The organism is Pseudomonas sp. GM50 (assembly GCF_000282375.1).
Classification (GTDB): Bacteria; Pseudomonadota; Gammaproteobacteria; order Pseudomonadales; family Pseudomonadaceae; genus Aquipseudomonas.
Window position 1 is genome coordinate 1 of the sequence record NZ_AKJK01000012.1, and the last position, 25,017, is coordinate 25,017.

Sequence of the window (25,017 nt, forward strand, 5' to 3'; positions counted from 1 at the left end):
CCCGCTGGGGCGCGCAGCGGCCCCGAATCTGCCATCGAGGGAATCCAGATAGAACACCGACGTCGGTTTTGCGACTGCTTCGCAGCCGAGCGGGAGCAAGCTCCCTCGCCACAATGGATTTTCAACATCAATGGGACCGGCAGCATGCTTTCGCGAGCAGGCCCGGTCCCACTCGAGGTTACTTGCCAGGCGTCAGCGTCAACCGCGTCTTGCCGTAGACTTTGTCAAAGTTCTGCGGCTGCATCGGCAGGCTGATGTATTGCCCCTTGAGCCATGGCTCGACGCTGTCGAGATAGTGCGGGCTGGCCGGGTTGCCGGACTGGCCGGTACCGTTCTGGCCCATCAGCGGTTCGGCCTGGCCGAAATCGACGATAAAGCGCATGGCCGGCGCCAGCGTGGTGTTGAAGTCCTGACCCCAGGTGAATGCGGCGGTGTTGAGCGTGGTGTGGTCGCCGCCGGCTGCCAGCGGACCGCGCACGGTCTGGCCGCTGGCGTTCTTCCACTCGTAGCGATGCAGTTTGCCCCACTGCCAGGCTTTGTGATCGCCACCCAACTGGCTGTCACCCGCGCTGATCGCGGCCGCCAGGCTACGGGCGAGGATCGCCGGTTTGTCCTCTTTCTGCGCAGTGCGCGAGTCATCCCAGAACGGACTGTCCTCACGGCCCAGCAAGTGATCGGCCTGCGCCGCGTAGGACAACTTGCCGTTGGCGATAAAGGCTTTCCACGCCGGGCTGCTTTCCGGGCCCAGTTCGTCGAGGAAAATCTGTTTAGTGCTTTCCTGCAGGAACAGCTCGTAGATCGCCGCGTCGGCGGAGGTCGGGCTGAGTTTGCCGTCGAAGGCCATCAAGCGCGTATAAGCCTCGCGAGCCTTGCCGCGATCGGCAACCGGCAGCGCTTCGATGGCTTGCTTGAGTGGCTGGGACATGCCCGGTGCTTCAAACATCTTCTTCAGCTTGGCAGCGAAGGTGGTGGTCTGGTCGTATTGCATGGCGATCAGGCTACGCGTGTCGTGTTTGCCCACGCCTGCCAGTTCGGCCATGCGCTCACCGCGCTCCGGCGCCGACCAGGAATTGGACAGCTGCATGCCGTAGCCATGGGGAATGACCCGCTGGTTGGCGGTGCCGAGCCAGCCTTGAGCCGGGTCCTGGTCATACGGATGGAGCATTGGGTCGGCGTAACCGTCCCAGTCGTAACGACCTTCCCAGCCCGGCGACGGCAGCAAGCCTTCGCCTTCGCGACGGTTCGGGTAGCGACCGGTGACTTGCCAGCCGATGTTGCTGGCATCGGCAAACACCAGATTCAGGGCGATGGCGCGGATTTCACGGCTGGCGTCCGAGGCTTTCTCGACGCTCTGCGCTCGGGACAGGTCGAAAAAGGCGTCCAGGGTTTTGTCGTCGGTGAAGTTCGGCGTCTGCAAGGCCAGGCCGAAACCATTCGCCAACGCGGTGCCTTGGGCGCTGTTGAGCAGCGATCCGTGGCGGGTTTCGTACACCGCTTCGCGAATCGGCTTCTGGCCTTTGACGAAGTAGGTTTCGTTGCGCACGATCGCCGGTTGCCATTTGCCGCCGACCTCATACGTGAGGCCGTTGCCTTGGCGTTTGATTTTTTCCAGGAACAGGTCCTGGTTGTCGCCCATGACGGTGGTCATGCTCCACGCCACTTTGCCGTTGAAACCACCGAGCACCATCGGTAACCCGGCAATGGTCACGCCGGAGGCCTGGTATTTAGGCGCGCGAATCTGCACGTAACTGAACAGCGACGGTACGCCCAGCGGCCCGTGGCTGTCGCTGGCCAACAGGCTTTTGCCGCTGCGGCTGCGTTGCGGGGCAATCGCCCAGTTGTTCGAAGACGTGGCGCCCAGCAGGTTCAGGTCGGACAGTTGACCGGTGGCTTTGCTGATTTCGCTCAGCCCCGGGATTTGCCCGTTGAGTTTGATGCCCTGGAGTTTTTCGGCTTCAGCGACCGGCAGTTTTTCGTCAGGGGCGGACGGCGCAAGCCACGCCAGCTTGTCGGTACTGACCGTCTGGGCCAGCATCAATGAGGAAATTTCTTCCGGCAGGTTCGCCGATTGACTGAAATTCAGCAGGCAGAAAATCAGCGCCGAATCTTCCGGTTTCCAGTACTCAGGCTTGTAGCCAGTGGCGGCCAGGTCCGCCGGCAGTTTGTCGCGGTAGCGGAACAGGTAGGCGTTGACCCCACGGGCATAGACTTCGAAGAAACGCTTGAGGCGCGGCGAAGAAGCCTTGTACAGCTCACCCGCGCTTTTCTTCAGGTTGACCGCACGCATGTAGCGGTCGGCGTCGAGCAGGTCCGCGCCGGACATCTCAGCCAGACGGCCCTGGGCCAGCAGGCGCAGAGTGACCATTTGGCTGATGCGGTCGCTGGCGTGCACGTAGCCGAGGGTGAATAGCGCGTCGTGAAAGCTGTTGCTCTCGATCAGCGGCATGCCCATGGCATTGCGCCGAATCGAAACGTTCTGCGCCAGGCCCTTGAGCGGTTGCACGCCGGAGGCCGGCGGGAGGGTGTCTTGAGCGTTCCAGGTCTGACAACCGGTCAGGCTTAAAACACTGGCCACTGCTGCGGCAACGCCGAACCGGGGAAGAAAATGTGTGAGGGCTGGCGAGGCCATGGCAAAGCTCCTGCGGGGGTAGTGACGCAATAAAGGCGCTACGTTAGTGAGCAGGAGGTGGCCGCGCAAGCGGGGTATCGGGTTATTTCAATATTTGTCTGATAAACCACAAACTTGTCGGCGATGCATTACCTGTGGCGAGGGGGCTTGCCCCCGTTGGACCGCGAAGCGGTCCCAATACCGAGGACGATGTTCCCCAAGAGAACTGCGGTGATGGTTTCACGACTGCTGCGCAGCCGAACGGGAGCAAGCCCCCTCGCCACAGGGTTTGTGGATGCCTGAGGGGGTGTGTTGGCCTCAGGATTTCGGCGGATTGACCTTGGCCACCAGCGCATACGCCTTCACCGTCGCCGGGCGGTTCTGGATATGGTTGAACCAGCGCAGCACGTTGGGGAAGTCTTCCAGGTTCTGGCTCTGCCATTTGTGAGAAACGATCCACGGGTAGATCGCCATGTCGGCAATGCTGTATTCGCTGCCGGCGACAAAGTCATTGTTGGCCAATTGCTTGTCGAGCACGCCATAGAGGCGGGCGGTTTCGTCGATGTAGCGCTTGATCGCGTAGGGGATTTTCTCCGGTGCGAATTGGCTGAAATGATGATTCTGCCCGGCCATCGGCCCCAGGCCACCCATCTGCCAGAACAGCCATTGCAACGCTTGCTGGCGCCCATGCAGATCCTTGGGCAGGAACTTGCCGGTTTTCTCCGCGAGGTACAGCAGAATCGCCCCCGACTCGAACAATGCCAACGGCTCACCGCCATCGACCGGCTCATGATCGACGATGGCCGGAATTTTATTATTCGGCGAGATCTTCAGGAATTCGGGTTTGAACTGGTCGTTCTGGCTGATGTTGATCGGGTAAACGTTGTAGTGCAGGCCGGCTTCTTCCAGGAATATCGAAATCTTGTGGCCGTTGGGGGTGGTCCAGTAATACAAGTCGATCATGAAGTACTCCAAATCAAGAGACATCGTCAGGTACGGACAGCGACCGCCGGCATCAGGTCGTCCTGTTTGCGTTGGATGGCTTGCCAGTAGCAAGAGGTGATGCTGAAGTGCGGGAAATTCAATGCCCCAGCAGGAGAAAAGTCGGCATGGAGCTCAAGACAAACGCGGCGCTGATCATCATCGATCAACAAAAAGGCATCCTGCATCCCAGGTTAGGTCGTCGAAACAACCCTCAGGCCGAAGAGCGCATCCTGGAATTGCTGGGGCATTGGCGTCGAACCGGACGGCCGGTGATTCATGTGCAGCACCTGTCCCGCTCAGAGGATTCAGTGTTCTGGCCGCAGCAATCGGGGGTGGAGTTTCAGGAGCGTTTTCAACCATCGATGGGTGAGTGGCTGATTCAGAAGCAGGTTCCGGATGCCTTTTGTTCGACGGGGCTGGAAGCACGATTGCGCGAGGCGGGGATCGATCAGTTGATCATCGTTGGCGTGGCGACCCACAACTCGGTGGAATCCACGGCGCGAACGGCCGGGAATCTGGGGTTTGAAGCGTGGGTTGCTGAGGATGCGTGCTTTACCTTCGATAAGGCGGATTACTTTGGCAATGCTCATTCAGCCGAGGAAGTGCACGCGATGTCGCTGGGTAATTTGCATGGCGAGTATGCGACGGTGATCAGTACCGCAGAAATATTAACGGCTGGCTGAAAACCTGTGGGAGCGAGCCTGCTCGCGATAGCGGTCTAACGGCCAAATTGATAGCGAATGTGCTGCCATCATCGCGAGCAGGCTCGCTCCCACAGTTGATCGGCGGTGTTCACAATTTTGTGGTTCACAAAAGATCCCTGTGGGAGCGGGCTTGCTCGCGATAGCGATTCAACAGGCGAAAAAGATATCCGCCCGAAGCATCAAGCGCCGTGGCACTTCTTGAATTTCTTGCCGTTGCCGCATGGGCAAGGGTCGTTGCGGCCGACGTCTTTCAGGGCGTTGCGCACCGGTTCCTGGTGGGCATGGCCGCAGTTCGGGCCGTGGACATGGCCATGGTCGTGATCATGGTGGTCGTGATGGTCATGATCGTGGTTGCAGTCAGGGCCATGGACATGAGGTTGCTGGGTCATCGGGGTCACTCCGGAATTAAATCGGCGGCGATTATCACGCCATTACGCGCCAGGTGCACGTAGTGCGCGATGAATAAACCGGTTTCCAGTTCACCTTCCAGACGATAGGGAATGGGTTGGTCGGGTTTTTTCAGCAGCTTGACCAGGTCCCGGACTTTGGGCCACAGGTTGGTGCGGATCGGCACTTTAAAATAGGCGCTGCGTTTGGGGCCGACCGTGAACCAGTGTTCGTGCTCGCCTTCGGTCAGCAGTATGTCCCCCAAGTGAATGCGATATTCCAGGGCACGCACCGTCAGGTCTTGGTCATTGGGATTGTCGACGCGAAAATGCAGCAGGAATTTCTGCTCCAGTAGTTTGGCCCGCACCACCTCGACCTTGACCAGATGCACCTGCGGCTCCGGCAAGTCGTCGTCGAACCACGACGCACAGCCGCCGAGCCCCAGAAACAGGAGCAGGGTGAACAGCTGTAATGCGCGCCGTTGACGGGTCATGGTGAGGTATCTCCCTTGAGACCCAGTCTAGCCTTAAAAAGATCGCAGCCTTCGGCGGCGCCCACAGGCGCGTAGGAGCTGCCGAAGGCTGCGATCTTTTGCTGTTGGTCACCTCAAGCGCCAAAGTAACTCGCGCAGCACTTCTTGAACTTCTGCCCGCTGGCGCACGGGCACGCATCGTTACGTCCGGCCTTGAGTGACACGGTGGGGTCGATGAAATACCAGTGGCCGGCGTTTTGTACGAATGACGAACGTTCGCGGTGGCTGTGTTCGCCGCTGCTGTCGTGCCAGCGAGCGGTGAAGGTGACGAAGGCGTGTTCCGGCTGTCCGCCGAAAACCTCGGCGCTTTCCACCTCCAGGCCCAGCCAGGTGCTTTGGGCGCTCCAGTCGCTGATCGACTGGCGATCCAGGCCGGTCTGTTGCGCGGGCAGGGTGGTCGCCACCAGATAGTCGATCAACCCCAGTACATAGGCGCTGTAGCGCGAACGCATCAAGACTTCGGCGCTGGGGGCGGGGTGGCCGGCGTGGTAATGGCCACAGCAGGCATCGAGCAGTGTGCCGCTACCGCAAGGGCAAATGGATGTACTCATTGCGTTACCACCAATATTTCCCGAAGTTTTCCGGATTGGCCCAGAAGCGTGAATTCAGCCAGTCGGGCACCTGTTTATAGTCAAGCAGATCATAGGTAAACAGGGTCAGCACTTGATCATCGCGCTGGAAGCGTTCGCTGGCTTGCAGCGCCAGGGAGAAAAAGTCCGTTTCCTGCCAACCGCATGCCGGCAAGTCGGCCAGCACCGCAATGCGACTGGCATTGAGGTTGCGTATCCCGCCGAGCAGATTCAGGCCGTCGCGCTTGGGCAAGTGTTCAAGGCAATCGACCACCAGCGCCAGATCAAACCGCTGTGCTGCCTGTTCGGCGGGCAGTGGCCCGGGCGCAGCAAAGGCGACGATGCTGTCCGGGTGCGCGAGCTTGAATGCCTCAAGCGCGGGGAATTCGCTGGCACCAATCAGCAACAGACGCGCCGGGGCGTAACGATCAAGCAAAGCGGCCAACGCCTGCTGGGGCGTGCGCGAAGAAATACCTGCAATCATCGAAGATCCTCAATCAGAACGCCAAGACTAGCCTGCCCCAACGTCCGGGCCTAGTGTCCCGTCTCGCGGGTTTAGCCAAAAAGCGCCGATCTTCCGCGAACACGGGGCAAAACAGCAATGGCCTATTGCTGGCGGAGATTAAAAGACGGGTCTTTACTCCCTAGAATCGGTTTTAAGCCGATCCCTCAGGAGAAGAACTAGATGAGCATAATTCGGACAGCATTACCCTTGGTTCTGCTAACCAGTGTGTTGACTGGTTGCGCAGGTTTGCAGAAAACCGACTGGCCGACCTGTGCGGGTGTCGGTGGTGTCATCGGTGCAGGGCTCGGCGCGACCGAAAGCTCGGCATGGGCGGGGTATGGCGCGCTGCTGGTCGGCGGCACGGCAGCAGCCTGGTGCTGGGTGCACGGCGATGGCGATGAAGACGGCGATGGTGTGCTGGACAGCCGCGACAAGTGCCCGGGTACACCTAAAGGCGTGCGGGTCGATGCCGACGGCTGCCCTCCACCAGCGCCTGCGCCGGTGGTCGAGGAGAAAGCGGTGGTCAAGGAAGAAGTCATCGTTATCCGTGATGTGCACTTCCAGTTCGACTCGGCCAAGCTCACTCCTGCCGATAAAGACGTACTCAACACCATTGCCACGCGCCTGAAACAGGAGTCCTCCAGCGCCCAACTGACCGTGACCGGTCATACCGACAGCGTCGGCAGCGATGCCTACAACCAGAAACTGTCGGATAGACGCGCCCATTCGGTGGTGGAATACCTGATTTCCCAAGGCGTGCCACGCAGCAGTTTCGTGTCTGTGACCGGTGCCGGTGAAAGCCAGCCGGTGGCCGATAACAAAACCGCTGACGGCCGGGCGTTGAACCGTCGCACGGAAATCAAAATCAACCGCTAGACCTCTCGCATCCCGCGGCTTGTACAGTCGCGGATGCGGGTCTTTACTCCTGTGTGACCGGTATGGGCCGGTGACACAGGAGCATTCACAATGAGCGTTCTCACAAGGACCGTCTTGCCGGTTCTGCTGCTTGGCAGTCTTCTGACCGGTTGTGCGACTCACAGCGATGGCACCGCCCCCCTCAATCAACGTACCTGGCCGATCTGCAGCGTCATTGGCGGACTGGTCGGCGGCGGTTTGGGCGCGATCGAAAGTGGTGGCTGGGCAGCCGGTGGAGCGGCGCTCGGGATCTTGACCGGTGGCCTGATCTGCTACGCCCAGGATGGCGATGAAGACGACGATGGTGTCTTCGATCGACGTGATCGTTGCCCCGATACACCCGCCAATACACCTGTCGAACATCACGGTTGCCCGCTGCCGCAATACCCGGCCAGCGTGAAGCCTGTTGAAGCACCGGTCTCCGAAGTCATCACCCTGAACGGCAACGTGCTGTTCGCTTACAACCGATCCGAGCTGATGCCCGAAGCGCGCAGTGAGCTGGACTCGTTGATGGCCAAATTGCAGAACACCGACGTGGCGAGCATTAAAGTCATCGGTCATACCGACAGCCAGGGTTCGGACGCCTATAACCAGAAACTGTCGGAGCGTCGTGCCAGCAGCGTCGCTGCCTATCTGTTGAGCCAGGGAGTCGCGCCGAACAAACTCACCAGCGAAGGCCGGGGCGAAAGCCAGCCGGTGGCCGATAACGACACGGAAGAAGGACGGGCGCAAAACCGTCGCGTGGAATTGCACATCAATCGCTAAGCTCTGTGACTAATAACCGCGTGATAGAGCCGTCGGACAACGATTCGGGTTGATCCGGCGGCCAATCCGCGACCTTCTGGAAGAATTTTCTGTTGCCCTCTGGCTTATCCCGCGTGGAAGCCGTTACTGTGCGTGCAAAGAATAATTCTCAACGGAGGAGCGTATGAAGGTGTTTTGGGGGCTGGGGAAGTTGTTGACCCTGCTGTTCTGGCTGGTGGTGCTGGTCAATCTGCTCATACCGTTTGTTCATCCACTGCACCTGTTGGTCAATCTGGCGGGCAGCGTGTTGGCAGGGCTCCATCTTCTGGAGCTGGTGTTCTGCAACCGCAGCCTCAAAGGTCGAGCCCACCCTTGGCGTGATCGCCTGAAGATCGTCTTTTTCGGCGTTTTCCACCTGCAAACCATTCCGGCCCCGGCCGCTTCGAAGGCCTCCCATGCGTAAACTCTGTCTGCTCGCTGCACTTATCAGCCCATTGGCCTGCGCGCAGGTGGTGAGCGTCGAAACCAACTCGCTGATGCGCTTGCCCAACACGACCAGTACCTTGCAACTGGAACGGCTGGAAGTCGCCGATTACGGCACTTTGCTGATTCCCTCGAACGTGACCGAAGTGACGGTCGGCGAGCTGCACCTGGGGCGCGACGCGCGGATCGCCATTGTGCCGAGCGAACAAGCTCTGGCGTTGAAGGTCAGCCGTGCCGAATTGGCCGAAGGCAGCCAGATCACTGCACGTGGCGCGCCGGGGACTTACCTCAAGGCCGCTCGCTCCGGGCGTAATCTGGATTTGCAGATCAAAGCGTTGAACGCGCCGCAATTGTCGGTAGACGCTCGCGGTGGCGCGGGTGCTCCAGGTTTTGTCGGCCTTGACGGGGCCAATGGTCAAGCACCGGGTTGTACCTGGGGCCAGGCCGGTCGCGGCGCCGATGGCAGTAATGGCAGCGACGGCCAGCCGGGCGCACCAGGGGCGCTGGTTCGGTTGGAAGTGCCGCGTGATTACCCTGCGCAGCAGATCAAGGTCGAGGTTGCGGGCGGGGTTGGTGGCGCGGCAGGTCCGGGGGGTAAACCTGGGGCGGGCGGCAAGGCCAAGGGCTGCGTCGTCTATAAAGCCGATGGCGGCAAGAGCGGTCGTCCCGGTGTTGATGGCCAGCCAGGGCCTGCGGGAGTGGCGGGTTCGGTGAGCATTCAGCGGTTGTAAGTGGTTTCTGAAATGTTTGTTGTCTGACAGATAGCTTTCGCGGGCAAGCCTCGCTCCTACAGATTTTGCGTTGGTTCGCGAACGACATGAATCCTGTAGGAGCGAGTCTTGCCCGCGAAGCTCTTAGAACATCGGCCGAGCCGCAGCAATCGCCACCAGCACCAACCCGACCACCAAATTAATCCCCACCAACCGGCGAATCCTGCCCAGCACCGCCGCGCCCGTCGGCCAGTCCTGAGCCGCCACCGCCGTGCGCAGTTCCGGCAGCAGCAACGCCTGTATCCGGATAAACAGCGCGGTCATCACCACATACAATCCCATCATCACCTGCACATACCGCGGCGCCGCTTCAAACCCCGAGAACTGCAGATGAATCATGCCCACGCCACTGATCGGCAAAAGCACTACCGCGATCCAGACCCAGCGGAAAAAACCTTGAAACACTTCCACCCACAGCTTCAACCGGGCAGGGCCTTCCAGCGCCTTCATCGCCGCGGGGCGCAAGACCATCCAGGCGAAAAACATGCCGCCGACCCACACCAGGGCGGCGAGGACATGCAGGGTATAAACGATGCCAAAAGGTGTCATTGAGGTACTCCGTTCTGCGCGGGATTAATTAGCGGGGTATGATAGCGGCCGATCCGAACCACTGAAAATTTATCCAGCGTTTTTTGCGCCCGACAATCCATGATCAGCACTGAACTCAAAACCACGATCCAGGGCGCCTACTCGCGTTTTCTCGAAGCCAAGAGCCTCAAGCCGCGCTACGGCCAACGCCTGATGATCGCCGAAATTGCCAAGGTCCTCGGTGCCATCGACACCGACGACGAAGGCCGGCGCAGTGGCGACCCCGCGATTGTCGCGGTGGAAGCCGGCACCGGTACCGGCAAAACCGTGGCCTACAGCCTGGCGGCCATCCCAACCGCCAAGGCCGCCGGCAAGCGTCTGGTGATCGCCACGGCCACCGTGGCCCTGCAAGAGCAGATCGTCTACAAGGATTTGCCCGACCTGATGCGCAACAGCGGGCTGAATTTCAGCTTCGCCCTGGCCAAGGGCCGGGGGCGCTACATGTGCCTGTCCAAGCTGGATATGTTGCTCCAGGAAGGTCATGCGCAGACTGCCACCGCGCAGCTGTTCGAAGAAGAAGGCTTCAAGATCGAAGTCGATGAGGCCAGCCAGAAGCTGTTCACCAGCATGATCGAGAAGCTCGCCGGCAATAAGTGGGACGGCGATCGCGACAGTTGGTCGACGGCGCTGGAAGACGCCGATTGGGCGCGCCTGACCACCGATCACAGTCAGTGCACCAATCGTCATTGCCCGAACTTCGGCCAGTGCGCCTTCTACAAGGCCCGCGAAGGCATGGGCAAGGTCGACGTGATTGTCACCAACCACGACATGGTCCTGGCCGATCTGGCCCTGGGCGGCGGTGCGGTTCTGCCGGACCCGCGTGACACCATCTACGTGTTCGACGAAGGCCATCACCTGCCGGACAAGGCCATCGGTCACTTCGCTCACTACACGCGTCTGCGTTCCACCGCCGACTGGCTGGAAACCACCGCCAAGAACCTCACCAAACTGCTGGCCCAGCACCCGCTGCCGGGCGATCTGGGCAAGTTGATCGAGCAGGTGCCGGAACTGGCCCGGGAGATCAAGACCCAGCAACAATTCATGTTCAGCGCCTGCGAACAGGCCGCCGACTTCAAACCCGGCGAAGACGTCGAAGGCCGCGAGCGGCCGCGTCACCGTTTCGTCGGCGGGGTGATTCCCGAACACATGCGCGAAATGGGCATCGAGCTGAAGAAGGGCTTTGCCCGCCTGACCGACCTGTTCACCCGGCTCACCGAACTGCTCAAGGAAGGCATGGACGGCGAGGTCAATATCGGCATCGCCAGCAACCAGGCCGAAGAGTGGTATCCGCTGTTCGGCAGCCTGTTGTCCCGATCTTCGGGCAACTGGGAGTTGTGGACCGCCTTCACCGTCGAAGACCCGGAAGACAACCCGCCCATGGCCCGTTGGCTGACCCTGGCCGAAAGCGGTTCGCTGTTCGACATTGAGGTCAATGCCAGCCCGATCCTCGCGGCGGACATGCTCCGGCGCAACCTGTGGAACGTGGCTTACGGGGCGCTGGTGACATCGGCGACCCTGACCGCTCTCGGCACTTTCGACCGCTTCCGCATGCGTGCCGGCCTGCCTAAAACAGCCGTGACCGCAGTGGTCCCGAGCCCGTTTCACCATGCCGACGCCGGCGTGCTGCGGGTGCCGGACCTCAAAGCCGACCCGCGTGACGCTCCGGCCCACACAGCTGCAATCATCCGCGACCTGCCGCAACTGGTAGAAGGTTCACGTGGCACCCTGGTGCTGTTCTCCTCACGCAAGCAGATGCAGGACGTGTTCGACGGCCTGGATCGCGACTGGCGCAAGCAAGTGTTCATTCAAGGCAACCTGTCGAAGCAGGAAACCCTGAACAAACACAAGGCGCGGGTCGATGGCGGGGATTCCAGCGTGTTGTTCGGCCTGGCGAGTTTTGCCGAAGGGGTCGACTTGCCCGGTGCCTATTGCGAGCACGTGGTGATCGCGAAGATCCCATTCTCGGTGCCCGACGATCCGGTCGAAGCGGCGCTGGCGGAATGGATCGAGGCACGGGGTGGCAATCCGTTCATGGAAATCTCCGTGCCGGACGCCTCGCTGAAGCTGGTCCAGGCCTGCGGTCGCTTGCTGCGCACCGAAGAAGACCGCGGCACCATCACCTTGCTCGATCGACGCCTGGTCACCCAGCGTTACGGCAAGGCAATCCTCAATGCGTTGCCACCCTTCCGTCGTGAAATTTCCTGATACACCGGTGGGCAAATTTGCCCACCGCGTTGTCTATCTCTCTGCCATCGCTTTTCCACTGGCCCATTGAAGGTCGTTAGGGAGAACCTCGTTCCTATGATTCGCCGTTCGTTGCCTGCTGTTTTCGCTCTGATGTTCGCAGCCCCTTTGCTGGCGGCCCCTGCCGGCCAGCAGACGCTGTTCAACTTTGTGCGTCCCGCCGATGTGGTTCAGGTGGCGACCCAGGACGCCAGCCTGCCGCAATCCAATGCGGAGCAAACGGCCGAAGGAGAAGTGCTGCGCCGCGTGACCTTCAACCCGGCCGTCCAGCCGACCTTGCGCCTGACGCCGCAGACCGGTGCCTGGGACTGGTCGCAGTCGGGTGTCATGAGCCTGCGGATCCAGAGCGCGATGAACTGGGCCGTGACCCTGTACGTGAAAATCCAGAGCAACGACGGCAAGACCCTGGTCAGCCGTGTTGATCTGCCGGCCGGCCCTGCACAAACCCTGCTGGTACCACTGCAGCCGAGTACACCGTTGAGCCAGGGCATGAAAGCCGGCCCGCCGATGCCGATCAGCTTCGAAGGCCAGCGTGTATTGCTGGCCAGCAGCGCCGGTGAGCTGGACCGCAGCCAAGTGGTGTCAGTGACCTTGTCGATGGATCAGCCGAAAGTCGCCCAAAGCATCCTGCTCGAACGCTTCGGCGTGCAGGACGGCGAGGCTGTCACCAAGGCTGCTTATGGCGGTCTGGTGGACGTCTATGGCCAATCGACCCGGGCCAAGTGGCCAGAGAAGGTCAGCAGCGACGAGCAACTGAAGTCCGCTGTGGCCAAAGAACAGCAACAACTGAAAACCTGGCTGGCCGAGCGCGAGAAACAGTCCCTGGACAAGTTCGGCGGCTGGACCAAAGGCCCGGCATTCAAGGCCAGCGGCTTTTTCCGCACCGAAAAACGTGATGGCCGTTGGTACCTGGTGACCCCCGAAGGGCATCCGTTCTATTCCCTCGGCGTCAACAGCGTGACCCCGAGCGCAAACCAGACCTACGTCGCCGGTCGCGAGTGGATGTTCGAATCCCTGCCCAAACCCGACGAGCCCCTTGCCAGCTATTATGGCGAAGGCGACAACCGTGGCGGCAATGGCGCCGATCAGGGCCGAGCCTATAACGCCGGGCGCTGGTACGATTTCTATGGCGCCAACCTGCAGCGTCTGTATGGCAAACCTTGTGCACCGGGCAGCGACACCAAGGCCGGTGTCGCCGAAGCGGCGAAGGCCGATGCGGTCGAGGCGATGACCGATAAGGCTGCCGAGCAATCAGCCGCTCCTGCTGCGACCGAGTCCGTGGCTGGTGTTGCCGAAGCGGCCAAGACTGGCGCCGTTGAGGCGTCAGTCGAAAAAGCCGCCGAGCAAACAGCCGCCGAACCCTGCAAAGTGGTTTTCGACGAAAATCGCTGGGCCAGTCATACCCTCGATCGCCTGCAAGCCTGGGGTTTCAATACCATTGGCAATTGGAGCGCACCGGTGTTTGGCAACGCAGACCGAGTGCCGTACACCTTGCCACTGTCGATCGTCGGCGATTACGCCAGCATCAGCACCGGCACCGATTGGTGGGGCGGCATGCCTGACCCGTTCGATCCGCGATTCGCCATGGCCACCGAACGCGCCGTGGCCATCGCCGCCCGCGACCATCGCGACGATCCGTGGCTGATCGGCTACTTCGCCGACAATGAACTGGCCTGGGCCGGTCCCGGCGATGACCCGAAGGCCCGTTACGCGCTGGCCTACGGCACTTTGAAAATGACCACCGATGTGCCGGCCAAACGTGCCTTCCTCAAACAGCTGCGCGACAAGTACCGCAACCAGGCGGGCCTTTCCAAGGCATGGGGCATTGATCTGCCAGCCTGGGAATTGATGGAAGACCCGGGCTTCGTGCCGCCGCAGCCGAGCGCCGAGTACCCGGAAATCGAAGCCGACTTCAAATACTTCCAGAAAGTGTTCGCCGACACGTACTTCAAAACCGTCTCCGACTCGCTCAAGTGGCATGCGCCGAACCAGTTGTTGCTGGGTGGCCGTTTTGCCGTCAGCACCCCGGAAGCCGTCGAGTCCTGCGCGCAATACTGCGACGTGTTGAGCTTCAATATGTACACCTTGCAACCCCAGGACGGTTACGACTTCGCCAGACTGCGCAGCCTGGACAAGCCGGTACTGATCACCGAATTCAACTTCGGCTCGGCGGATCGCGGCCCGTTCTGGGGTGGCGTGACACAACTGGCGAAAGAAGAAGACCGCGGCCCGGCCTACGCCAACTTCCTCAAACAAGCGATGAGCGAACCGTCGATTGTCGGGGTGCATTGGTTCCAGTACCTCGATCAACCCGTGACCGGTCGCCTGCTGGATGGCGAGAACGGTCACTTCGGGCTGGTGGGTATTACTGACCTGCCGTTCCAGGGCTTTGTCGACACGGTGCGCAAAAGCAATGTGCAGACTGTCGATCAACTCGGCAAAGAGGCCGAGAAGGCCAGGACCGAGGCGGAAAAAGCCACCGGGAACCATGAAGGCGAGGGCGGCAAGCAAGGCGCTGCCGGAAAAGGTGCGGAGAAGGGCGCCGGCCATGCGGGTGGGCATTCGGGCAATGGTCATTAAGCACTGAGATCCCCCGTGGCGAGGGGGCTTGCCCCCGTTGGGGCGCGAAGCGGCCCCCATGTTTTTACAGATACACCGCAAATTCAGGCTTTGCGACCGCTTCGCAGTCGAACGGGGGCGAGCCCCCTCGCCACAGGGATCGCACCATCGATATCTGAGGCATTCTCACGGCGGGCGACCGCCCGGCCCGACCCTGTTCCCAAAACCCTCAAGGGCTGGAACAATGCGGGCCACTTTATAGAGCGTTTATCCGGGAGAGTTGTGGGTGCAGATTCAGGGTCATTACGAGCTTAAGTTCGAAGCGGTGCGCGAAGCTTTTGCGGCGCTGTTCGACGATCCTCAGGAGCGTGGCGCGGCGTTGTGCATCCGGATTGGCGGTGAAACTGTCCTCGACCTCTGGGGTGGTACCGCTGACAAGGACGGCACCGAAGCCTGGCACAGCGACACCATTGCCAACCTGTTTTCCTGCACCAAGACCTTCACCGCCGTGACCGCGCTGCAACTGGTGGCCGAAGGCAAGCTGCAACTGGATGCCCCAGTCGCCCGCTACTGGCCCGAGTTCGCTGCCGCCGGCAAAGAATCCGTGACCCTGCGCCAATTGCTCTGCCATCAGGCCGGCCTGCCTGCGCTACGCGAGCTGTTGGCTCCTGAAGCACTTTACGACTGGCAGACCATGGTCGATGCCCTGGCCGCCGAAGCACCATGGTGGACACCGGGTGAAGGTCACGGTTATGCGGCGATCACCTATGGCTGGCTGGTCGGTGAATTACTGCGTCGCGCCGACGGTCGTGGGCCGGGTGAATCCATCGTGGCGCGGGTCGCGAAGCCTTTGGGGCTGGACTTCCACGTCGGCCTCGCCGACAAAGAGTTCCATCGCGTGGCACACATTGCCCGCAGCAAGGGCAATCTCGGTGATGCCGCGGCCCAGCGCTTGCTGCAAGTGACCATGCGCGAGCCGACGGCCATGAGCACCCGGGCTTTCACCAACCCGCCGTCTATAATGACCAGCACCAACAAACCGGAATGGCGGCGCATGCAGCAGCCGGCCGCCAATGGCCATGGCAATGCCCGTAGCCTGGCCGGGTTCTACGCCGGTTTGCTCGACGGCAGCCTGTTGGAAAGCGAAATGCTCGACGAGCTGACCCGCGAACACAGTGTCGGCGAAGACAAGACTTTATTGACCCGGACCCGCTTCGGCCTGGGTTGCATGCTCGATCAACCGGACGTACCCAACGCCACCTACGGCCTCGGCCCACGGGCGTTCGGTCACCCCGGCGCCGGCGGTTCCATCGGTTTTGCTGACCCAGAACACGATGTGGCCTTCGGCTTTGTGACAAATACCCTGGGGCCGTACGTCTTGATGGATCCACGAGCCCAACAGCTTGTGCGAGTACTGGCCACTTGTCTGTAAATCACGCTCAAGGGGGCCAGGGCCGGAACCCGAAAGCCTTTGTGGTTTCAAAGCGCTGTTTATCCGGGTTAACCCGGTCTGATTCTTCATTACTTCATTTTGTGGATATCCAATGTCATCCAATAAAACTCTCGCCCTGGCCCTGTGCTTCGCTATTACCGGTTGCGCACAAACCCCACAAAATGACGCAGACGGCGGCAGCTGGTGGCCGTTCGGCTCTTCCGACAAGGTTGCGACCAAAGAGCCGGCCCCGGCCCCGCTGAAACCTGCTGCAACAGCACCCGTCGCCAAGGCTGAAAGTGCATCCCCTTGGTACTGGCCGTTTGGTTCCGATGACGCTGCCGACAAAGTGGCCAAACCGGACGTGAAACCAGACGTTAAACCTGAAGCCAAGCCGGCCGTTGTAGCCAAGGCTGAAGCCGATGCCGGTGGCAATTGGTGGTGGCCGTTCGGCGGCAAGGAGCAAAGCACCGCCAAGGCCGTGCCGATGCCCGACCCGAAAGTCACCCAAGCCTGGCTCGACGACTACGAACCGCGCCTGCGTGAGGCGATCAAGGACAGCAATCTGAAACTCGAGCGCCGTGAAAACGTGCTGGTCGTCACTGCACCGGTAGACGGCTCGTTCAACCCTGACCGTCCGGCCATGCTGCTGCCGGTGACACTCGGCCCGTTCACCCGTGTCGCGAAAATCCTCGAAGTCGATCCGAAGACTGCCGTGCTGGTACTCGGTCACAGTGATACGTCGGGCGCCGCTCCGGCCAACGTGAAACTGAGCCAGGAGCGCGCCCAAGCAGTGGCGGCGATCTTCCGTCTCAGCGGTCTGCAGCGTGATCGCCTGATGCTGCGTGGCATGGGTGGTGAGGCTCCGCGCGCCGCCAATGACAGTTCTGAAGGTCGTGCCTTGAACCGTCGCGTCGAGCTGTTGGTGACGCCGGCAAACACCATGGTCGCGTTGCTGAGCAAGTACAACATGCCGGCTCCTGCACCAGTGAAAACCATGGTCGCTGCGCAAGACATCAAGCCAGTGGCCAAGCCTGTGACCCCGGCGCCTGCTGCGAAGAAAGCGGCTGTGCCAGCGACGAAAAAGGCTCCGGCCAAGAAAGCGGCTGCCAAGGCTCCAGCCAAAAAAGCCGTGGTGAAAAAGACTGCGCCCGCCAAAGCCGCTGTCGACACCAAGAAAGTCGCTGTCGCCGATGACACAAAGAAGTGATTCGTTAACCAAAAGGAATGCGCCATGACCCGGCCCTTGGCAGATATGCGTCGCGACTACACCCGAGATGGCCTGACCGAGGCGCAAGCCCCGGCCGAGCCGTTCGCGCTATTCCATCAGTGGTTTGCCGATGCGGTGAAAACCGAGCAAGTACCGGTGGAGGCGAATGCCATGACGCTGGCCACCGTCGATCAGGACGGTCGGCCGCATTGCCGCATCCTGCTGCTCAAGGGCCTGGACGAGCAGGGCTTCACCTTCTTCACCAACTATGAAAGCGACAAGGGTCAGCAACTGGCAGCCAATCCATTTGCGGCCATGACGTTCTTCTGGCCAGCCCTGGAGCGCCAGGTGCGCATCGAAGGGCGAGTGGTGAAGGTCACGCCTGAAGAATCCGACGCCTACTATCAGGTTCGCCCTCTGGGCAGTCGTCTCGGAGCCTGGGCCTCGCCCCAGAGCCGGGTGATCGCCGATCGCGGTGAACTGGAAGCGTTGCTCAAGAACACCGAGCAACGTTTCAGCGACACCCAGCCTCACTGCCCCGAGCACTGGGGCGGCTATCGCTTGCTACCCGAGCGCATCGAATTCTGGCAGGGCCGTCCGAGCCGTCTGCACGATCGCCTCAACTACCGCTTGCAAGGCACCGACTGGGTTCGTGAACGCCTGGCGCCGTAAACAGTCTACCGATCGGGATACCCTGCCGCAGCGGCCTCAAGCCACTGAGGCAGGTCTCGTCGCTTGATCTTCTGCGTTTGAGCGTTCGCCAGTTGCTGGAGCATGAAGGCTCTTTTCTGTTCGTCTTTACCCGCCAGTGACAACGCCAGATCGCGGTCCATCCAGCGTTTGATCCGCACGTACAGCCACCAATGGAAGTACAAGCCGGCGACGGTCGTGACAACAATGATGAAGTAATCCATGAAAATCCTTGGGTCAGTGGCGCGGATTTTGTAATTTGGCGCTACTGTGTGCTGAGTTCGAAGTGCCTGTACTTGGCCTGAATGAAACCAATTTTATCCGGGCGACGCCGTGACAGGCGTCAAGCAGCGGAGTTTAATGGATACCTGTCCTATGGAGTTTGATGCTATGCGTAAGTCTGTTCTGCTGGTTGCTTCCTTTTCCACGATGGCGATGTTGCTCACTGGCTGCCAATCGAGCCTGACCGGTGACTCCTACTCCCGTGACGAAGCGCGTCGTGTGCAGACGATTCGCATGGGTACCATCGAAGCGCTGCGTCCAGTGAAAATCGAAGGCACCAAAACCCCGATCGGTAGCGCCGCGGGTGCAGTCGTGGGTGGTGTCGGCGGTAGCGCCATCGGTGGCGGTCGCGGCAGCATCGTCGCAGCGGTCATCGGCGCTGTTGCCGGCGGCCTGATGGGCTCGGCTGCCGAAGAAGGCCTGACCCGTACGCAAGGTGTTGAAATCACCGTGCGCGAAGACGATGGCAGCATGCGCGCCTACGTGCAGGAAGTTCAGCCAAACGAAGTGTTCCGCGTGGGCGAGCGAGTGCGGATTGCCACGGTTGATGGCACCAGCCGCGTTACGCACTAAGCGGAGCGAAGGGTAAAAGAAACCCCGATCAGGTCAGCTGGTCGGGGTTTTGTGTTTTTTAAGGGATTGTTCGCGCTACCGCACGGGTGCCGATGAAATATTCCAGTCCTTCGGGAAAGTCGACATCGAGCAATTGCTTTAATGCGAGAACCTGATTCTCGCTTAGCTCCAACTCACCGGGTTCCAGATCTGCCAATGGCTTTGACTCGATCAGTTGCGCGACGGCTTCGTTGAGTTCCAAACCTTCGATATCCAGTTCAAATTGCAGGGAGTCATCTTGCTTCTCGTCTGGGTAGAAACCGGTTATGTTCAAGCGTCGCATGCTAGCCATTTCGATTGTCCTTAATCGTGTGAAACCTACCAATTGTCACGATAGATGAACGCTACCTGGTAGTCGTAAGAGGATAAATTAATGACATGATGGAAGTGGGGCTGAAGAGTGCCAACCCAGTTGGAAGCAACGTCAAATCCACCGTTATTTATATTGTTTTCAATGGGCATTCCCAGTGCTTCAATAACGGAGCCATCATCGCCAAAATCTTTCGATAACTCTTCTCCTTGGCCTATTTCAGTTTTCTTGTCATACCACTCAAGTCTTATTTTCAGTCCCATAAAGTCCTCATAAGTATTTTTTAATGCTGCGTTTCTTCTTGGGTGGATCTAGCTGCTCACCCGTTTTATGGTCAAATGAACCTAGGTGGCTGCCATCACTTGAGCGATACGCTTCAAGCTCACCGTGCAGAAAGTCCCACTCGTAGATTGTTCTACCCTTTGCATCCATCCAGCGATCCCGAAGACCTCCTTTGTACGGGGTTTTCTTTTTTACCCGTGTTAGGCCAGGAAATGCGGTGATGTCTTCGGTTTCGGGAGACGGATGGTAGGTATGACCGGCTTCGGCCGTACCTTTGCGGCGGACACTCACCACAATATAAACCGGCAACACCCCCGAATCCGCCGGAAACACCAGAATGAAATCCTTGTACTCAGGCGGGTACACCGGATTCACGATGATGCTGTCAGCCGCCTTCGTCGGCGGGTAAACCCAGATGTGCGGCGCTTGCGGTGCGGCTTCCAGCGCGGGGATGCCGAGGATGTTTGAACCGTCCTCGGCCGGTGTCCAGATCAGCTCAACGCCGTCTCCAAGATCAGCCACCTGCTGACTGCCGCGCAAGGCGAATTGCACGACATCGACCATCTCCCAGTCACGGTTTTTACCGGTGTAGAAACCGTATCCCTTGAGACTGCCGTCAGCCTGTTGCTCGACTCTGAGGCGCACGCGGGAGCGGGCCTGTTTGAGGGCGCGCAGTTGGTCCTCGGTGTAGAGCGAGCTGTCGCCAAGGCTGGATGGTATGACCAGGGCCACCAGGCCTGCCAAGGTAGCCGCAGCGGTGCTGGCGGCGACGGCGGGCAGAGCGGCGAACGCTGAGCCGGCTAGCGCGAAGCTGCCGAAACCCGCCGGAATCGCAGTGCCACTGATTTTCTTGAGCGGGATGCCGCCGCTTTCATCGGCCTTGCGAGCACCGAGCAGGATCAGTTCGCCGTAGTCTTTCAGACTGTCAGTCGGAACAACGCCAGAGGGATTCGTGTAGTCGATGATTGCATCGGGCAGTTTGCAGGACTTGGCGAATACGCAGCCCGCGCGGACAACATTGTCCTTTTTCGCAGCGACTTGAAGGCTGTCTTCGAAGGCCTGCTGCCGGGCGAGCATGGCGTCGTAGGCATTTTGCCTGGCATCGCGCTCGGCCAGTTCAGTGGCCGTCATGAAGCGGTGGGTGACGTGATGCCCGTCGCCTGACGGCGGGTTTGGTACCCGGGGGATGTCCTTGTTGCCAGCCACTGATTGTCCTTTCGCTCGTCCATCGGCAACCCCTGAAAGAGGGGCTGCACGACGTTAACGAACGTGGCTAATCGTGGCTGTAGGACGAATCCTGAATATCGCTAAGAGTGTTCTCTATCGCTCAGGAAGGCAGTGCGGTGTTCTTGCGACTCGCTGCCGCCGTCACCGCATAACCGATCAATGCCGCCAGAATCGAGCCGGTCAGAATCCCCATGCGATCCATCCCGGCGTATTCACTGGTGCCGGGCACGAAGGCCAGGGAGCCGACAAACAGGCTCATGGTGAAACCGATGCCGCAGAGGATTGCCACGCCCAATACCTGACCCCAGTTGGCGCCTTGGGGCAGGGCGGCGATGCCGATTTTTACCGCCAGCCAGGTCAGGCCGAACACGCCGACGGTCTTGCCCAGCAGCAGGCCAACGGCGATGCCCATCGGCACGTCGTGGGTGAAGCTTTCGGTGGTCACGCCGCTCAGTGACAGGCCGGCGTTGGCGAAGGCAAACAGCGGCAGGATGCCGTAGGCCACCCACGGATGCAGGGCATGTTCCAGAGTCAGCAGCGGCGAAGGTTCGGCGTTTTTCGTGCGCAGTGGAATGCAGAAGGCCAGGGTCACGCCGGCCAGTGTGGCGTGCACGCCGCTCTTGAGTACGCAGACCCAGAGGATCAGCCCGATGATCATGTACGGCCCGAGCTTGACCACGCCGAGTCGGTTCATCCCGATCAAGGCCGCGATGCAGGCTGCGGCCAATGCCAGGGACAAGGTCGACAGTGCGCCGGAATAGAAGATCGCAATGATGATGATCGCGCCCAGGTCGTCGATGATCGCCAGGGTCATGAGGAACAGTTTCAGCGACACCGGCACGCGTTTGCCCAACAGGGCCAGTACGCCGAGGGCGAAGGCGATGTCGGTGGCGGTCGGAATGGCCCAGCCACTCAGGGCGGGCGGATTGTCGCGGTTGAGGAACCAGTAGATCAGCGCCGGCACCACCATGCCGCCAATCGCCGCCGCGCCGGGCAGGACGATCTGCGAGGGTTTCGACAGTTGACCGTCGAGGACTTCGCGTTTCACTTCCAGGCCAATCAGCAGGAAGAACAGGGCCATCAAGCCGTCGTTGATCCACAACAGCAGCGGCTTGGCGATTTTCAGTGCGCCGATCTGAGCCACCACCGGGGTGTCCAGCAGCCCGCTATAGAGCCACGACAGCGATGAATTGTTGATGATCAGGGCGAGAGCGGCCGCGGCGATCAATAACAGACCGCTGGCAGCTTCCAACTGAAAGAAACGCGTGAACGTGCTACGCAGAGGCAAGGTCGCTCTCCATGATGAATTCAAAAGGTGGCACACCCTAACCCGTACCGTTAGTTGTTAAAACAAAAGTTATATTCTTTTTTGTTATATGCCGTTACAACGTGGGCGGTCAGCAAAGGTCTGAGCCTAGCAGTTGCCGGACGTATTGGACCTCAGCTGTATCTGTGCATGATGTAGGTTCTTTCCTAAGCTTGTGGGCTGAGCCTTGCGACAAGGCCGACTCTTTGCCTGATTCAACGAGAAAACCATCATGAGCGACAACCGACAGTGGGCCCGCGAAGCCATCCGCATCATCGAAGCTGACTTCCAGCGCAGCGCCGATACCCACCTGATCCCCTTGCCGCTGCCGGGGTTGCCGGGCATCGAGTTGTATTTCAAGGATGAGTCGAGCCATCCCACCGGTAGCCTGAAACATCGGCTGGCGCGCTCGTTGTTTCTCTACGCCCTGTGTAACGGCTGGCTCAAACCGGGTGCGCCGGTGATCGAAGCCTCCAGCGGTTCGACGGCGATTTCCGAGGCGTACTTCGCCCGGATGCTGGGGTTGCCGTTCATTGCAGTGATGCCCGCAAGCACGTCCAAGGAAAAGATCGCGCAGATCGCTTTCTACGGTGGCAAGAGCCATCTGGTGGACGATCCGACGCAGATCTACGCCGAGTCCGAACGCCTGGCTCGCGAACACGACGGGCACTTCATCGACCAGTTCACCTACGCCGAGCGCGCCACCGACTGGCGGGCGAACAACAACATCGCCGAGTCGATCTTCCAGCAGATGCGCTTCGAGCAGCACCCCGAACCGAGCTGGCTGATTTCCAGCCCAGGCACCGGCGGCACCACCGCGACGCTCGGCCGTTATGTGCGCTATCGCCAGCACTGCACCCGCGTGTTGTGCGCCGATGCCGAGCGTTCGGTGTTCTTCGATTATTACCAGACTGGCGACGCCAGCCTGCGCCTGGATTGCGGTTCGCGAATCGAGGGGATCGGTCGGCCACGGGTGGAAGCGTCGTTCCTGCCCAAGGTGATCGATGCGATGGTCAAGGTGCCGGACGCCTTGTCGCTGGCGGCCATGCATTATCTGGCGCAGCGTTTGGGTCGGCATGTAGGCGGATCAAGCGGCACCAACCTGATTGGCGCGCTGATGGCGGCGCTACAGATGAAAGCGGCGGGGGAGTCGGGGTCGATCGTGGCTATTTTGTGCGATGGCGGCGAGCGCTATGCCACCACCTATTACGATCAGGCTTGGCTCAAGGCCCAGGGGTATGAGTTGAGTGGTTTGATGGATGCCGTGGCGGCGAGTGTCGAGCGTGGCGAGCCGTTGCCGGCCAGCGTGTTGCGCGCCAACATCTGACACCAAACACCGCCCCCTGTAGGAGCGAGGCTTGCCCGCGAAGAACGATAATGCGGTCTTTCAGAAAGACCGCGTCAACTTCTTCGCGGGCAAGCCTCGCTCCTACAGGGGCGTGTGATCGTTCCTTAGGCCTCGAGGCCAAGGATGTCTCGGGCCACCGCTTCGGCAATCCGAATCCCGTCGACACCCGCCGACAGAATCCCGCCCGCATAACCCGCGCCTTCACCGGCCGGGAACAAGCCCTTCACGTTCAGGCTTTGCATCGACTCGTTACGGGTAATGCGCAGTGGCGATGAGGTGCGCGTCTCGATCCCGGTCAACACGGCGTCGTGCAGCGAGTAGCCACGAATCTGCTTCTCGAACGCCGGCAAGGCTTCGCGAATGGCTTCGATGGCGAACGCCGGCAAAGCCAGGGCCAAATCACCCAAGGCAACGCCCGGCTTGTAGGACGGCTCGACGCTGCCCAACTCAGTGGACGGCTTGCCTGCAATGAAGTCACCGACCAATTGCGCCGGCGCTTCGTAATTGCTGCCGCCCAACACAAAGGCGTGGGATTCCAGGCGTTCCTGCAACTCGATGCCGGCCAGCGGGCCACCTGGATAATCGACTTCCGGGGTGATCCCGACGACGATCCCGGAGTTGGCGTTGCGCTCGTTACGCGAGTACTGGCTCATGCCGTTGGTGACCACGCGGTTCGGCTCGGAGGTCGCCGCCACCACGGTGCCGCCCGGGCACATGCAGAAGCTGTAGACCGAACGACCGTTGCTGGCGTGGTGCACCAGTTTGTAGTCGGCAGCGCCGAGTTTCGGGTGCCCGGCGTATTTGCCCAGGCGTGCGCGGTCGATCAGCGATTGCGGGTGTTCGATGCGGAAACCCACCGAAAACGGCTTGGCTTCCATATACACGCCACGACCGTGGAGCATGCGGAAGGTGTCCCGGGCGCTGTGGCCGAGGGCCAGGATCACGTGTTTGGAATGGATCTGCTCGCCGCCATTGAGCTCGACGCCGACCAGTTGGCCATCTTCGATCAAAACATCGGTGACGCGCTGCTGGAAGCGCACTTCGCCGCCCATGGCGCGAATCTGTTCACGCATGTTTTCCACTACACCGGTCAGACGGAACGTACCGATGTGCGGTTTGCTGACGTAGAGGATTTCTTCCGGAGCGCCGGCCTTGACGAACTCGTGCAAGACTTTGCGACCGATGAATTTCGGGTCCTTGATCTGGCTGTAAAGCTTGCCGTCGGAGAACGTACCCGCGCCGCCTTCACCGAACTGCACGTTGGATTCGGGGTTGAGCACGCTTTTGCGCCACAGGCCCCAGGTGTCCTTGGTCCGCTGACGCACTTCGGTGCCACGTTCGAGGATGATCGGCTTGAAGCCCATTTGCGCCAGCAGCAGCCCGGCGAAGATCCCGCAGGGGCCGAACCCGACCACGATCGGGCGCTGGCTCAGGTCGGCCGGCGCCTGGCCAACCACTTTGTAGCTGACATCCGGCGCCACGTTGACGTTACGGTCATCGGCGAATGTGTGCAGCACCGCCGCCTCATCGCGAACGTTGAGGTCAATGGTGTAGATGAAGCACAGTTCGGAGGACTTTTTGCGCGCATCGTAGCTGCGCTTGAACAAGGTGAAATCGAGCAGGTCATCATTGGCGATGCCCAGACGCTGCACGATGGCAGGGCGCAGGTCTTCTTCGGGATGGTCGATCGGCAACTTGAGTTCGGTGATTCGTAACATGACGGGAT

25 protein-coding genes are annotated in these 25,017 nt (G+C 60.4%); 12 read left to right on the forward strand and 13 right to left on the reverse strand.

The window, feature by feature from the left end; translation table 11 throughout:
- Positions 1-178 precede the first annotated feature (178 nt).
- Positions 179-2,629 (reverse strand): penicillin acylase family protein, encoded by a 2,451-nt coding sequence (locus PMI30_RS26645; RefSeq protein WP_008005782.1) that lies wholly within the window; start codon positions 2,627-2,629, stop codon positions 179-181.
- A gap of 297 nt (positions 2,630-2,926) precedes the next feature.
- The gene (locus PMI30_RS26640) at positions 2,927-3,571 is read right to left on the reverse strand and encodes a glutathione binding-like protein (RefSeq protein ID WP_008005784.1); all 645 of its coding nucleotides are present in this window, start codon (positions 3,569-3,571) and stop codon (positions 2,927-2,929) included.
- Positions 3,572-3,717: 146 nt separating this feature from the next.
- Between PMI30_RS26640 and PMI30_RS26635 the strand changes: the two genes are divergently transcribed.
- On the forward strand, positions 3,718-4,275 hold the full coding sequence (locus tag PMI30_RS26635; RefSeq protein ID WP_008005785.1) for a cysteine hydrolase family protein: 558 nt from the start codon (positions 3,718-3,720) through the stop codon (positions 4,273-4,275).
- Positions 4,276-4,475: 200 nt separating this feature from the next.
- On the opposite strand, the gene PMI30_RS26630 is transcribed toward PMI30_RS26635, so the two are convergent.
- From PMI30_RS26630 to PMI30_RS26615, 4 genes are all read right to left on the reverse strand, one after another.
- Positions 4,476-4,685 carry an SEC-C metal-binding domain-containing protein gene (locus PMI30_RS26630; RefSeq protein WP_007906737.1) on the reverse strand — a complete coding sequence of 70 codons (210 nt, stop codon included), beginning with the start codon at positions 4,683-4,685 and terminating at the stop codon, positions 4,476-4,478.
- A gap of 5 nt (positions 4,686-4,690) precedes the next feature.
- A complete protein-coding gene (locus PMI30_RS26625; protein WP_008005786.1) occupies positions 4,691-5,176 on the reverse strand; it encodes an LEA type 2 family protein in 486 nt (161 codons plus the stop codon).
- Between the two features lie 113 nt (positions 5,177-5,289).
- Positions 5,290-5,766, reverse strand: coding sequence for a YchJ family protein (locus PMI30_RS26620; RefSeq protein WP_008005787.1), 477 nt, complete (start codon positions 5,764-5,766; stop codon positions 5,290-5,292).
- A 4-nt stretch (positions 5,767-5,770) separates the two neighbouring features.
- Complete coding sequence (locus PMI30_RS26615) at positions 5,771-6,268, reverse strand: DUF6231 family protein (RefSeq protein WP_008005788.1); 498 nt, start codon at positions 6,266-6,268, stop codon at positions 5,771-5,773.
- A gap of 201 nt (positions 6,269-6,469) precedes the next feature.
- Between PMI30_RS26615 and PMI30_RS26610 the strand changes: the two genes are divergently transcribed.
- The 4 genes from PMI30_RS26610 to PMI30_RS26595 all read left to right on the forward strand — a co-directional run bounded on the left by PMI30_RS26610 (position 6,470) and on the right by PMI30_RS26595 (position 9,162).
- On the forward strand, positions 6,470-7,165 hold the full coding sequence (locus PMI30_RS26610) for an OmpA family protein (RefSeq protein ID WP_008005791.1): 696 nt from the start codon (positions 6,470-6,472) through the stop codon (positions 7,163-7,165).
- 90 nt (positions 7,166-7,255) lie between these two features.
- A complete protein-coding gene (locus PMI30_RS26605; protein WP_008005793.1) occupies positions 7,256-7,969 on the forward strand; it encodes an OmpA family protein in 714 nt (237 codons plus the stop codon).
- Between the two features lie 163 nt (positions 7,970-8,132).
- On the forward strand, positions 8,133-8,411 hold the full coding sequence (locus tag PMI30_RS26600) for a DUF1145 domain-containing protein (RefSeq protein WP_008005795.1): 279 nt from the start codon (positions 8,133-8,135) through the stop codon (positions 8,409-8,411).
- Positions 8,404-9,162 (forward strand): collagen-like triple helix repeat-containing protein, encoded by a 759-nt coding sequence (locus tag PMI30_RS26595; RefSeq protein ID WP_008005796.1) that lies wholly within the window; start codon positions 8,404-8,406, stop codon positions 9,160-9,162. The genes PMI30_RS26600 and PMI30_RS26595 overlap by 8 nt, the downstream gene beginning before the upstream one ends.
- Positions 9,163-9,285: 123 nt before the next feature.
- Here the strand turns inward: PMI30_RS26595 and PMI30_RS26590 are convergent, their stop codons facing one another.
- Positions 9,286-9,750 carry a CopD family protein gene (locus PMI30_RS26590; protein ID WP_008005798.1) on the reverse strand — a complete coding sequence of 155 codons (465 nt, stop codon included), beginning with the start codon at positions 9,748-9,750 and terminating at the stop codon, positions 9,286-9,288.
- A 99-nt stretch (positions 9,751-9,849) separates the two neighbouring features.
- Between PMI30_RS26590 and dinG the strand changes: the two genes are divergently transcribed.
- The 5 genes from dinG to pdxH all read left to right on the forward strand — a co-directional run bounded on the left by dinG (position 9,850) and on the right by pdxH (position 17,906).
- Positions 9,850-11,994: an ATP-dependent DNA helicase DinG gene (dinG, locus tag PMI30_RS26585; protein ID WP_008005800.1), complete on the forward strand. Its 2,145-nt coding sequence runs from the start codon at positions 9,850-9,852 to the stop codon at positions 11,992-11,994.
- A gap of 96 nt (positions 11,995-12,090) precedes the next feature.
- On the forward strand, positions 12,091-14,613 hold the full coding sequence (locus PMI30_RS26580) for a beta-galactosidase (RefSeq protein WP_008005802.1): 2,523 nt from the start codon (positions 12,091-12,093) through the stop codon (positions 14,611-14,613).
- 265 nt (positions 14,614-14,878) lie between these two features.
- Complete coding sequence (locus PMI30_RS26575; protein WP_008005804.1) at positions 14,879-16,024, forward strand: EstA family serine hydrolase; 1,146 nt, start codon at positions 14,879-14,881, stop codon at positions 16,022-16,024.
- 112 nt (positions 16,025-16,136) lie between these two features.
- Positions 16,137-17,234: an OmpA family protein gene (locus PMI30_RS26570; RefSeq protein WP_008005806.1), complete on the forward strand. Its 1,098-nt coding sequence runs from the start codon at positions 16,137-16,139 to the stop codon at positions 17,232-17,234.
- Between the two features lie 24 nt (positions 17,235-17,258).
- A complete protein-coding gene (gene pdxH, locus PMI30_RS26565) occupies positions 17,259-17,906 on the forward strand; it encodes a pyridoxamine 5'-phosphate oxidase (protein ID WP_008005815.1) in 648 nt (215 codons plus the stop codon).
- A gap of 5 nt (positions 17,907-17,911) precedes the next feature.
- Here pdxH and PMI30_RS26560 read toward each other — a convergent pair whose 3' ends face one another.
- Entirely contained in the window at positions 17,912-18,148 is a 237-nt protein-coding gene (locus PMI30_RS26560) for a hypothetical protein (RefSeq protein ID WP_008005816.1), read from the reverse strand.
- Between the two features lie 166 nt (positions 18,149-18,314).
- Here PMI30_RS26560 and PMI30_RS26555 point away from each other — a divergent pair, with 166 nt between their 5' ends.
- On the forward strand, positions 18,315-18,779 hold the full coding sequence (locus PMI30_RS26555) for a glycine zipper 2TM domain-containing protein (protein ID WP_008005817.1): 465 nt from the start codon (positions 18,315-18,317) through the stop codon (positions 18,777-18,779).
- 58 nt (positions 18,780-18,837) lie between these two features.
- Here the strand turns inward: PMI30_RS26555 and PMI30_RS26550 are convergent, their stop codons facing one another.
- The 4 genes from PMI30_RS26550 to nhaA all read right to left on the reverse strand — a co-directional run bounded on the left by PMI30_RS26550 (position 18,838) and on the right by nhaA (position 21,925).
- Positions 18,838-19,110, reverse strand: a complete 273-nt coding sequence (locus tag PMI30_RS26550; RefSeq protein WP_008005818.1) for a pyocin S6 family toxin immunity protein — start codon at positions 19,108-19,110, stop codon at positions 18,838-18,840.
- A 26-nt stretch (positions 19,111-19,136) separates the two neighbouring features.
- Positions 19,137-19,391 carry a colicin E3-like toxin immunity protein gene (locus PMI30_RS26545; protein WP_008005819.1) on the reverse strand — a complete coding sequence of 85 codons (255 nt, stop codon included), beginning with the start codon at positions 19,389-19,391 and terminating at the stop codon, positions 19,137-19,139.
- 7 nt (positions 19,392-19,398) lie between these two features.
- Positions 19,399-20,616 (reverse strand): S-type pyocin domain-containing protein, encoded by a 1,218-nt coding sequence (locus tag PMI30_RS26540; protein ID WP_008005820.1) that lies wholly within the window; start codon positions 20,614-20,616, stop codon positions 19,399-19,401.
- Positions 20,617-20,737: 121 nt separating this feature from the next.
- The gene (nhaA, locus tag PMI30_RS26535; RefSeq protein WP_008005821.1) at positions 20,738-21,925 is read right to left on the reverse strand and encodes a Na+/H+ antiporter NhaA; all 1,188 of its coding nucleotides are present in this window, start codon (positions 21,923-21,925) and stop codon (positions 20,738-20,740) included.
- Positions 21,926-22,172: 247 nt separating this feature from the next.
- On the opposite strand from nhaA, the gene PMI30_RS26530 reads away from it, so the two are divergent.
- The gene (locus PMI30_RS26530) at positions 22,173-23,270 is read left to right on the forward strand and encodes a PLP-dependent cysteine synthase family protein (protein WP_177318828.1); all 1,098 of its coding nucleotides are present in this window, start codon (positions 22,173-22,175) and stop codon (positions 23,268-23,270) included.
- A 125-nt stretch (positions 23,271-23,395) separates the two neighbouring features.
- On the opposite strand, the gene PMI30_RS26525 is transcribed toward PMI30_RS26530, so the two are convergent.
- Positions 23,396-25,009 (reverse strand): NAD(P)/FAD-dependent oxidoreductase, encoded by a 1,614-nt coding sequence (locus tag PMI30_RS26525; RefSeq protein WP_008005824.1) that lies wholly within the window; start codon positions 25,007-25,009, stop codon positions 23,396-23,398.
- Positions 25,010-25,017: the final 8 nt, after the last annotated feature.

Excerpts from the sequence above, each read along its gene's own strand:
- PMI30_RS26630 (WP_007906737.1), bottom strand. The coding sequence starts at position 4,685 with ATGACCCAGCAACCTCATGTCCATGGCCCTGACTGCAACCACGATCAT.
- dinG (WP_008005800.1), top strand. The coding sequence starts at position 9,850 with ATGATCAGCACTGAACTCAAAACCACGATCCAGGGCGCCTACTCGCGT.
- PMI30_RS26560 (WP_008005816.1), bottom strand. The coding sequence starts at position 18,148 with ATGGATTACTTCATCATTGTTGTCACGACCGTCGCCGGCTTGTACTTC.
- PMI30_RS26635 (WP_008005785.1), top strand. The coding sequence starts at position 3,718 with ATGGAGCTCAAGACAAACGCGGCGCTGATCATCATCGATCAACAAAAA.
- PMI30_RS26555 (WP_008005817.1), top strand. The coding sequence starts at position 18,315 with ATGCGTAAGTCTGTTCTGCTGGTTGCTTCCTTTTCCACGATGGCGATG.
- pdxH (WP_008005815.1), top strand. The coding sequence starts at position 17,259 with ATGACCCGGCCCTTGGCAGATATGCGTCGCGACTACACCCGAGATGGC.
- PMI30_RS26620 (WP_008005787.1), bottom strand. The coding sequence starts at position 5,766 with ATGAGTACATCCATTTGCCCTTGCGGTAGCGGCACACTGCTCGATGCC.
- PMI30_RS26525 (WP_008005824.1), bottom strand. The coding sequence starts at position 25,009 with ATGTTACGAATCACCGAACTCAAGTTGCCGATCGACCATCCCGAAGAA.
- PMI30_RS26605 (WP_008005793.1), top strand. The coding sequence starts at position 7,256 with ATGAGCGTTCTCACAAGGACCGTCTTGCCGGTTCTGCTGCTTGGCAGT.
- PMI30_RS26625 (WP_008005786.1), bottom strand. The coding sequence starts at position 5,176 with ATGACCCGTCAACGGCGCGCATTACAGCTGTTCACCCTGCTCCTGTTT.
- PMI30_RS26600 (WP_008005795.1), top strand. The coding sequence starts at position 8,133 with ATGAAGGTGTTTTGGGGGCTGGGGAAGTTGTTGACCCTGCTGTTCTGG.
- PMI30_RS26610 (WP_008005791.1), top strand. The coding sequence starts at position 6,470 with ATGAGCATAATTCGGACAGCATTACCCTTGGTTCTGCTAACCAGTGTG.
- PMI30_RS26640 (WP_008005784.1), bottom strand. The coding sequence starts at position 3,571 with ATGATCGACTTGTATTACTGGACCACCCCCAACGGCCACAAGATTTCG.
- PMI30_RS26595 (WP_008005796.1), top strand. The coding sequence starts at position 8,404 with ATGCGTAAACTCTGTCTGCTCGCTGCACTTATCAGCCCATTGGCCTGC.
- PMI30_RS26580 (WP_008005802.1), top strand. The coding sequence starts at position 12,091 with ATGATTCGCCGTTCGTTGCCTGCTGTTTTCGCTCTGATGTTCGCAGCC.
- PMI30_RS26645 (WP_008005782.1), bottom strand. The coding sequence starts at position 2,629 with ATGGCCTCGCCAGCCCTCACACATTTTCTTCCCCGGTTCGGCGTTGCC.
- PMI30_RS26550 (WP_008005818.1), bottom strand. The coding sequence starts at position 19,110 with ATGGCTAGCATGCGACGCTTGAACATAACCGGTTTCTACCCAGACGAG.
- PMI30_RS26545 (WP_008005819.1), bottom strand. The coding sequence starts at position 19,391 with ATGGGACTGAAAATAAGACTTGAGTGGTATGACAAGAAAACTGAAATA.
- PMI30_RS26570 (WP_008005806.1), top strand. The coding sequence starts at position 16,137 with ATGTCATCCAATAAAACTCTCGCCCTGGCCCTGTGCTTCGCTATTACC.
- PMI30_RS26590 (WP_008005798.1), bottom strand. The coding sequence starts at position 9,750 with ATGACACCTTTTGGCATCGTTTATACCCTGCATGTCCTCGCCGCCCTG.
- PMI30_RS26615 (WP_008005788.1), bottom strand. The coding sequence starts at position 6,268 with ATGATTGCAGGTATTTCTTCGCGCACGCCCCAGCAGGCGTTGGCCGCT.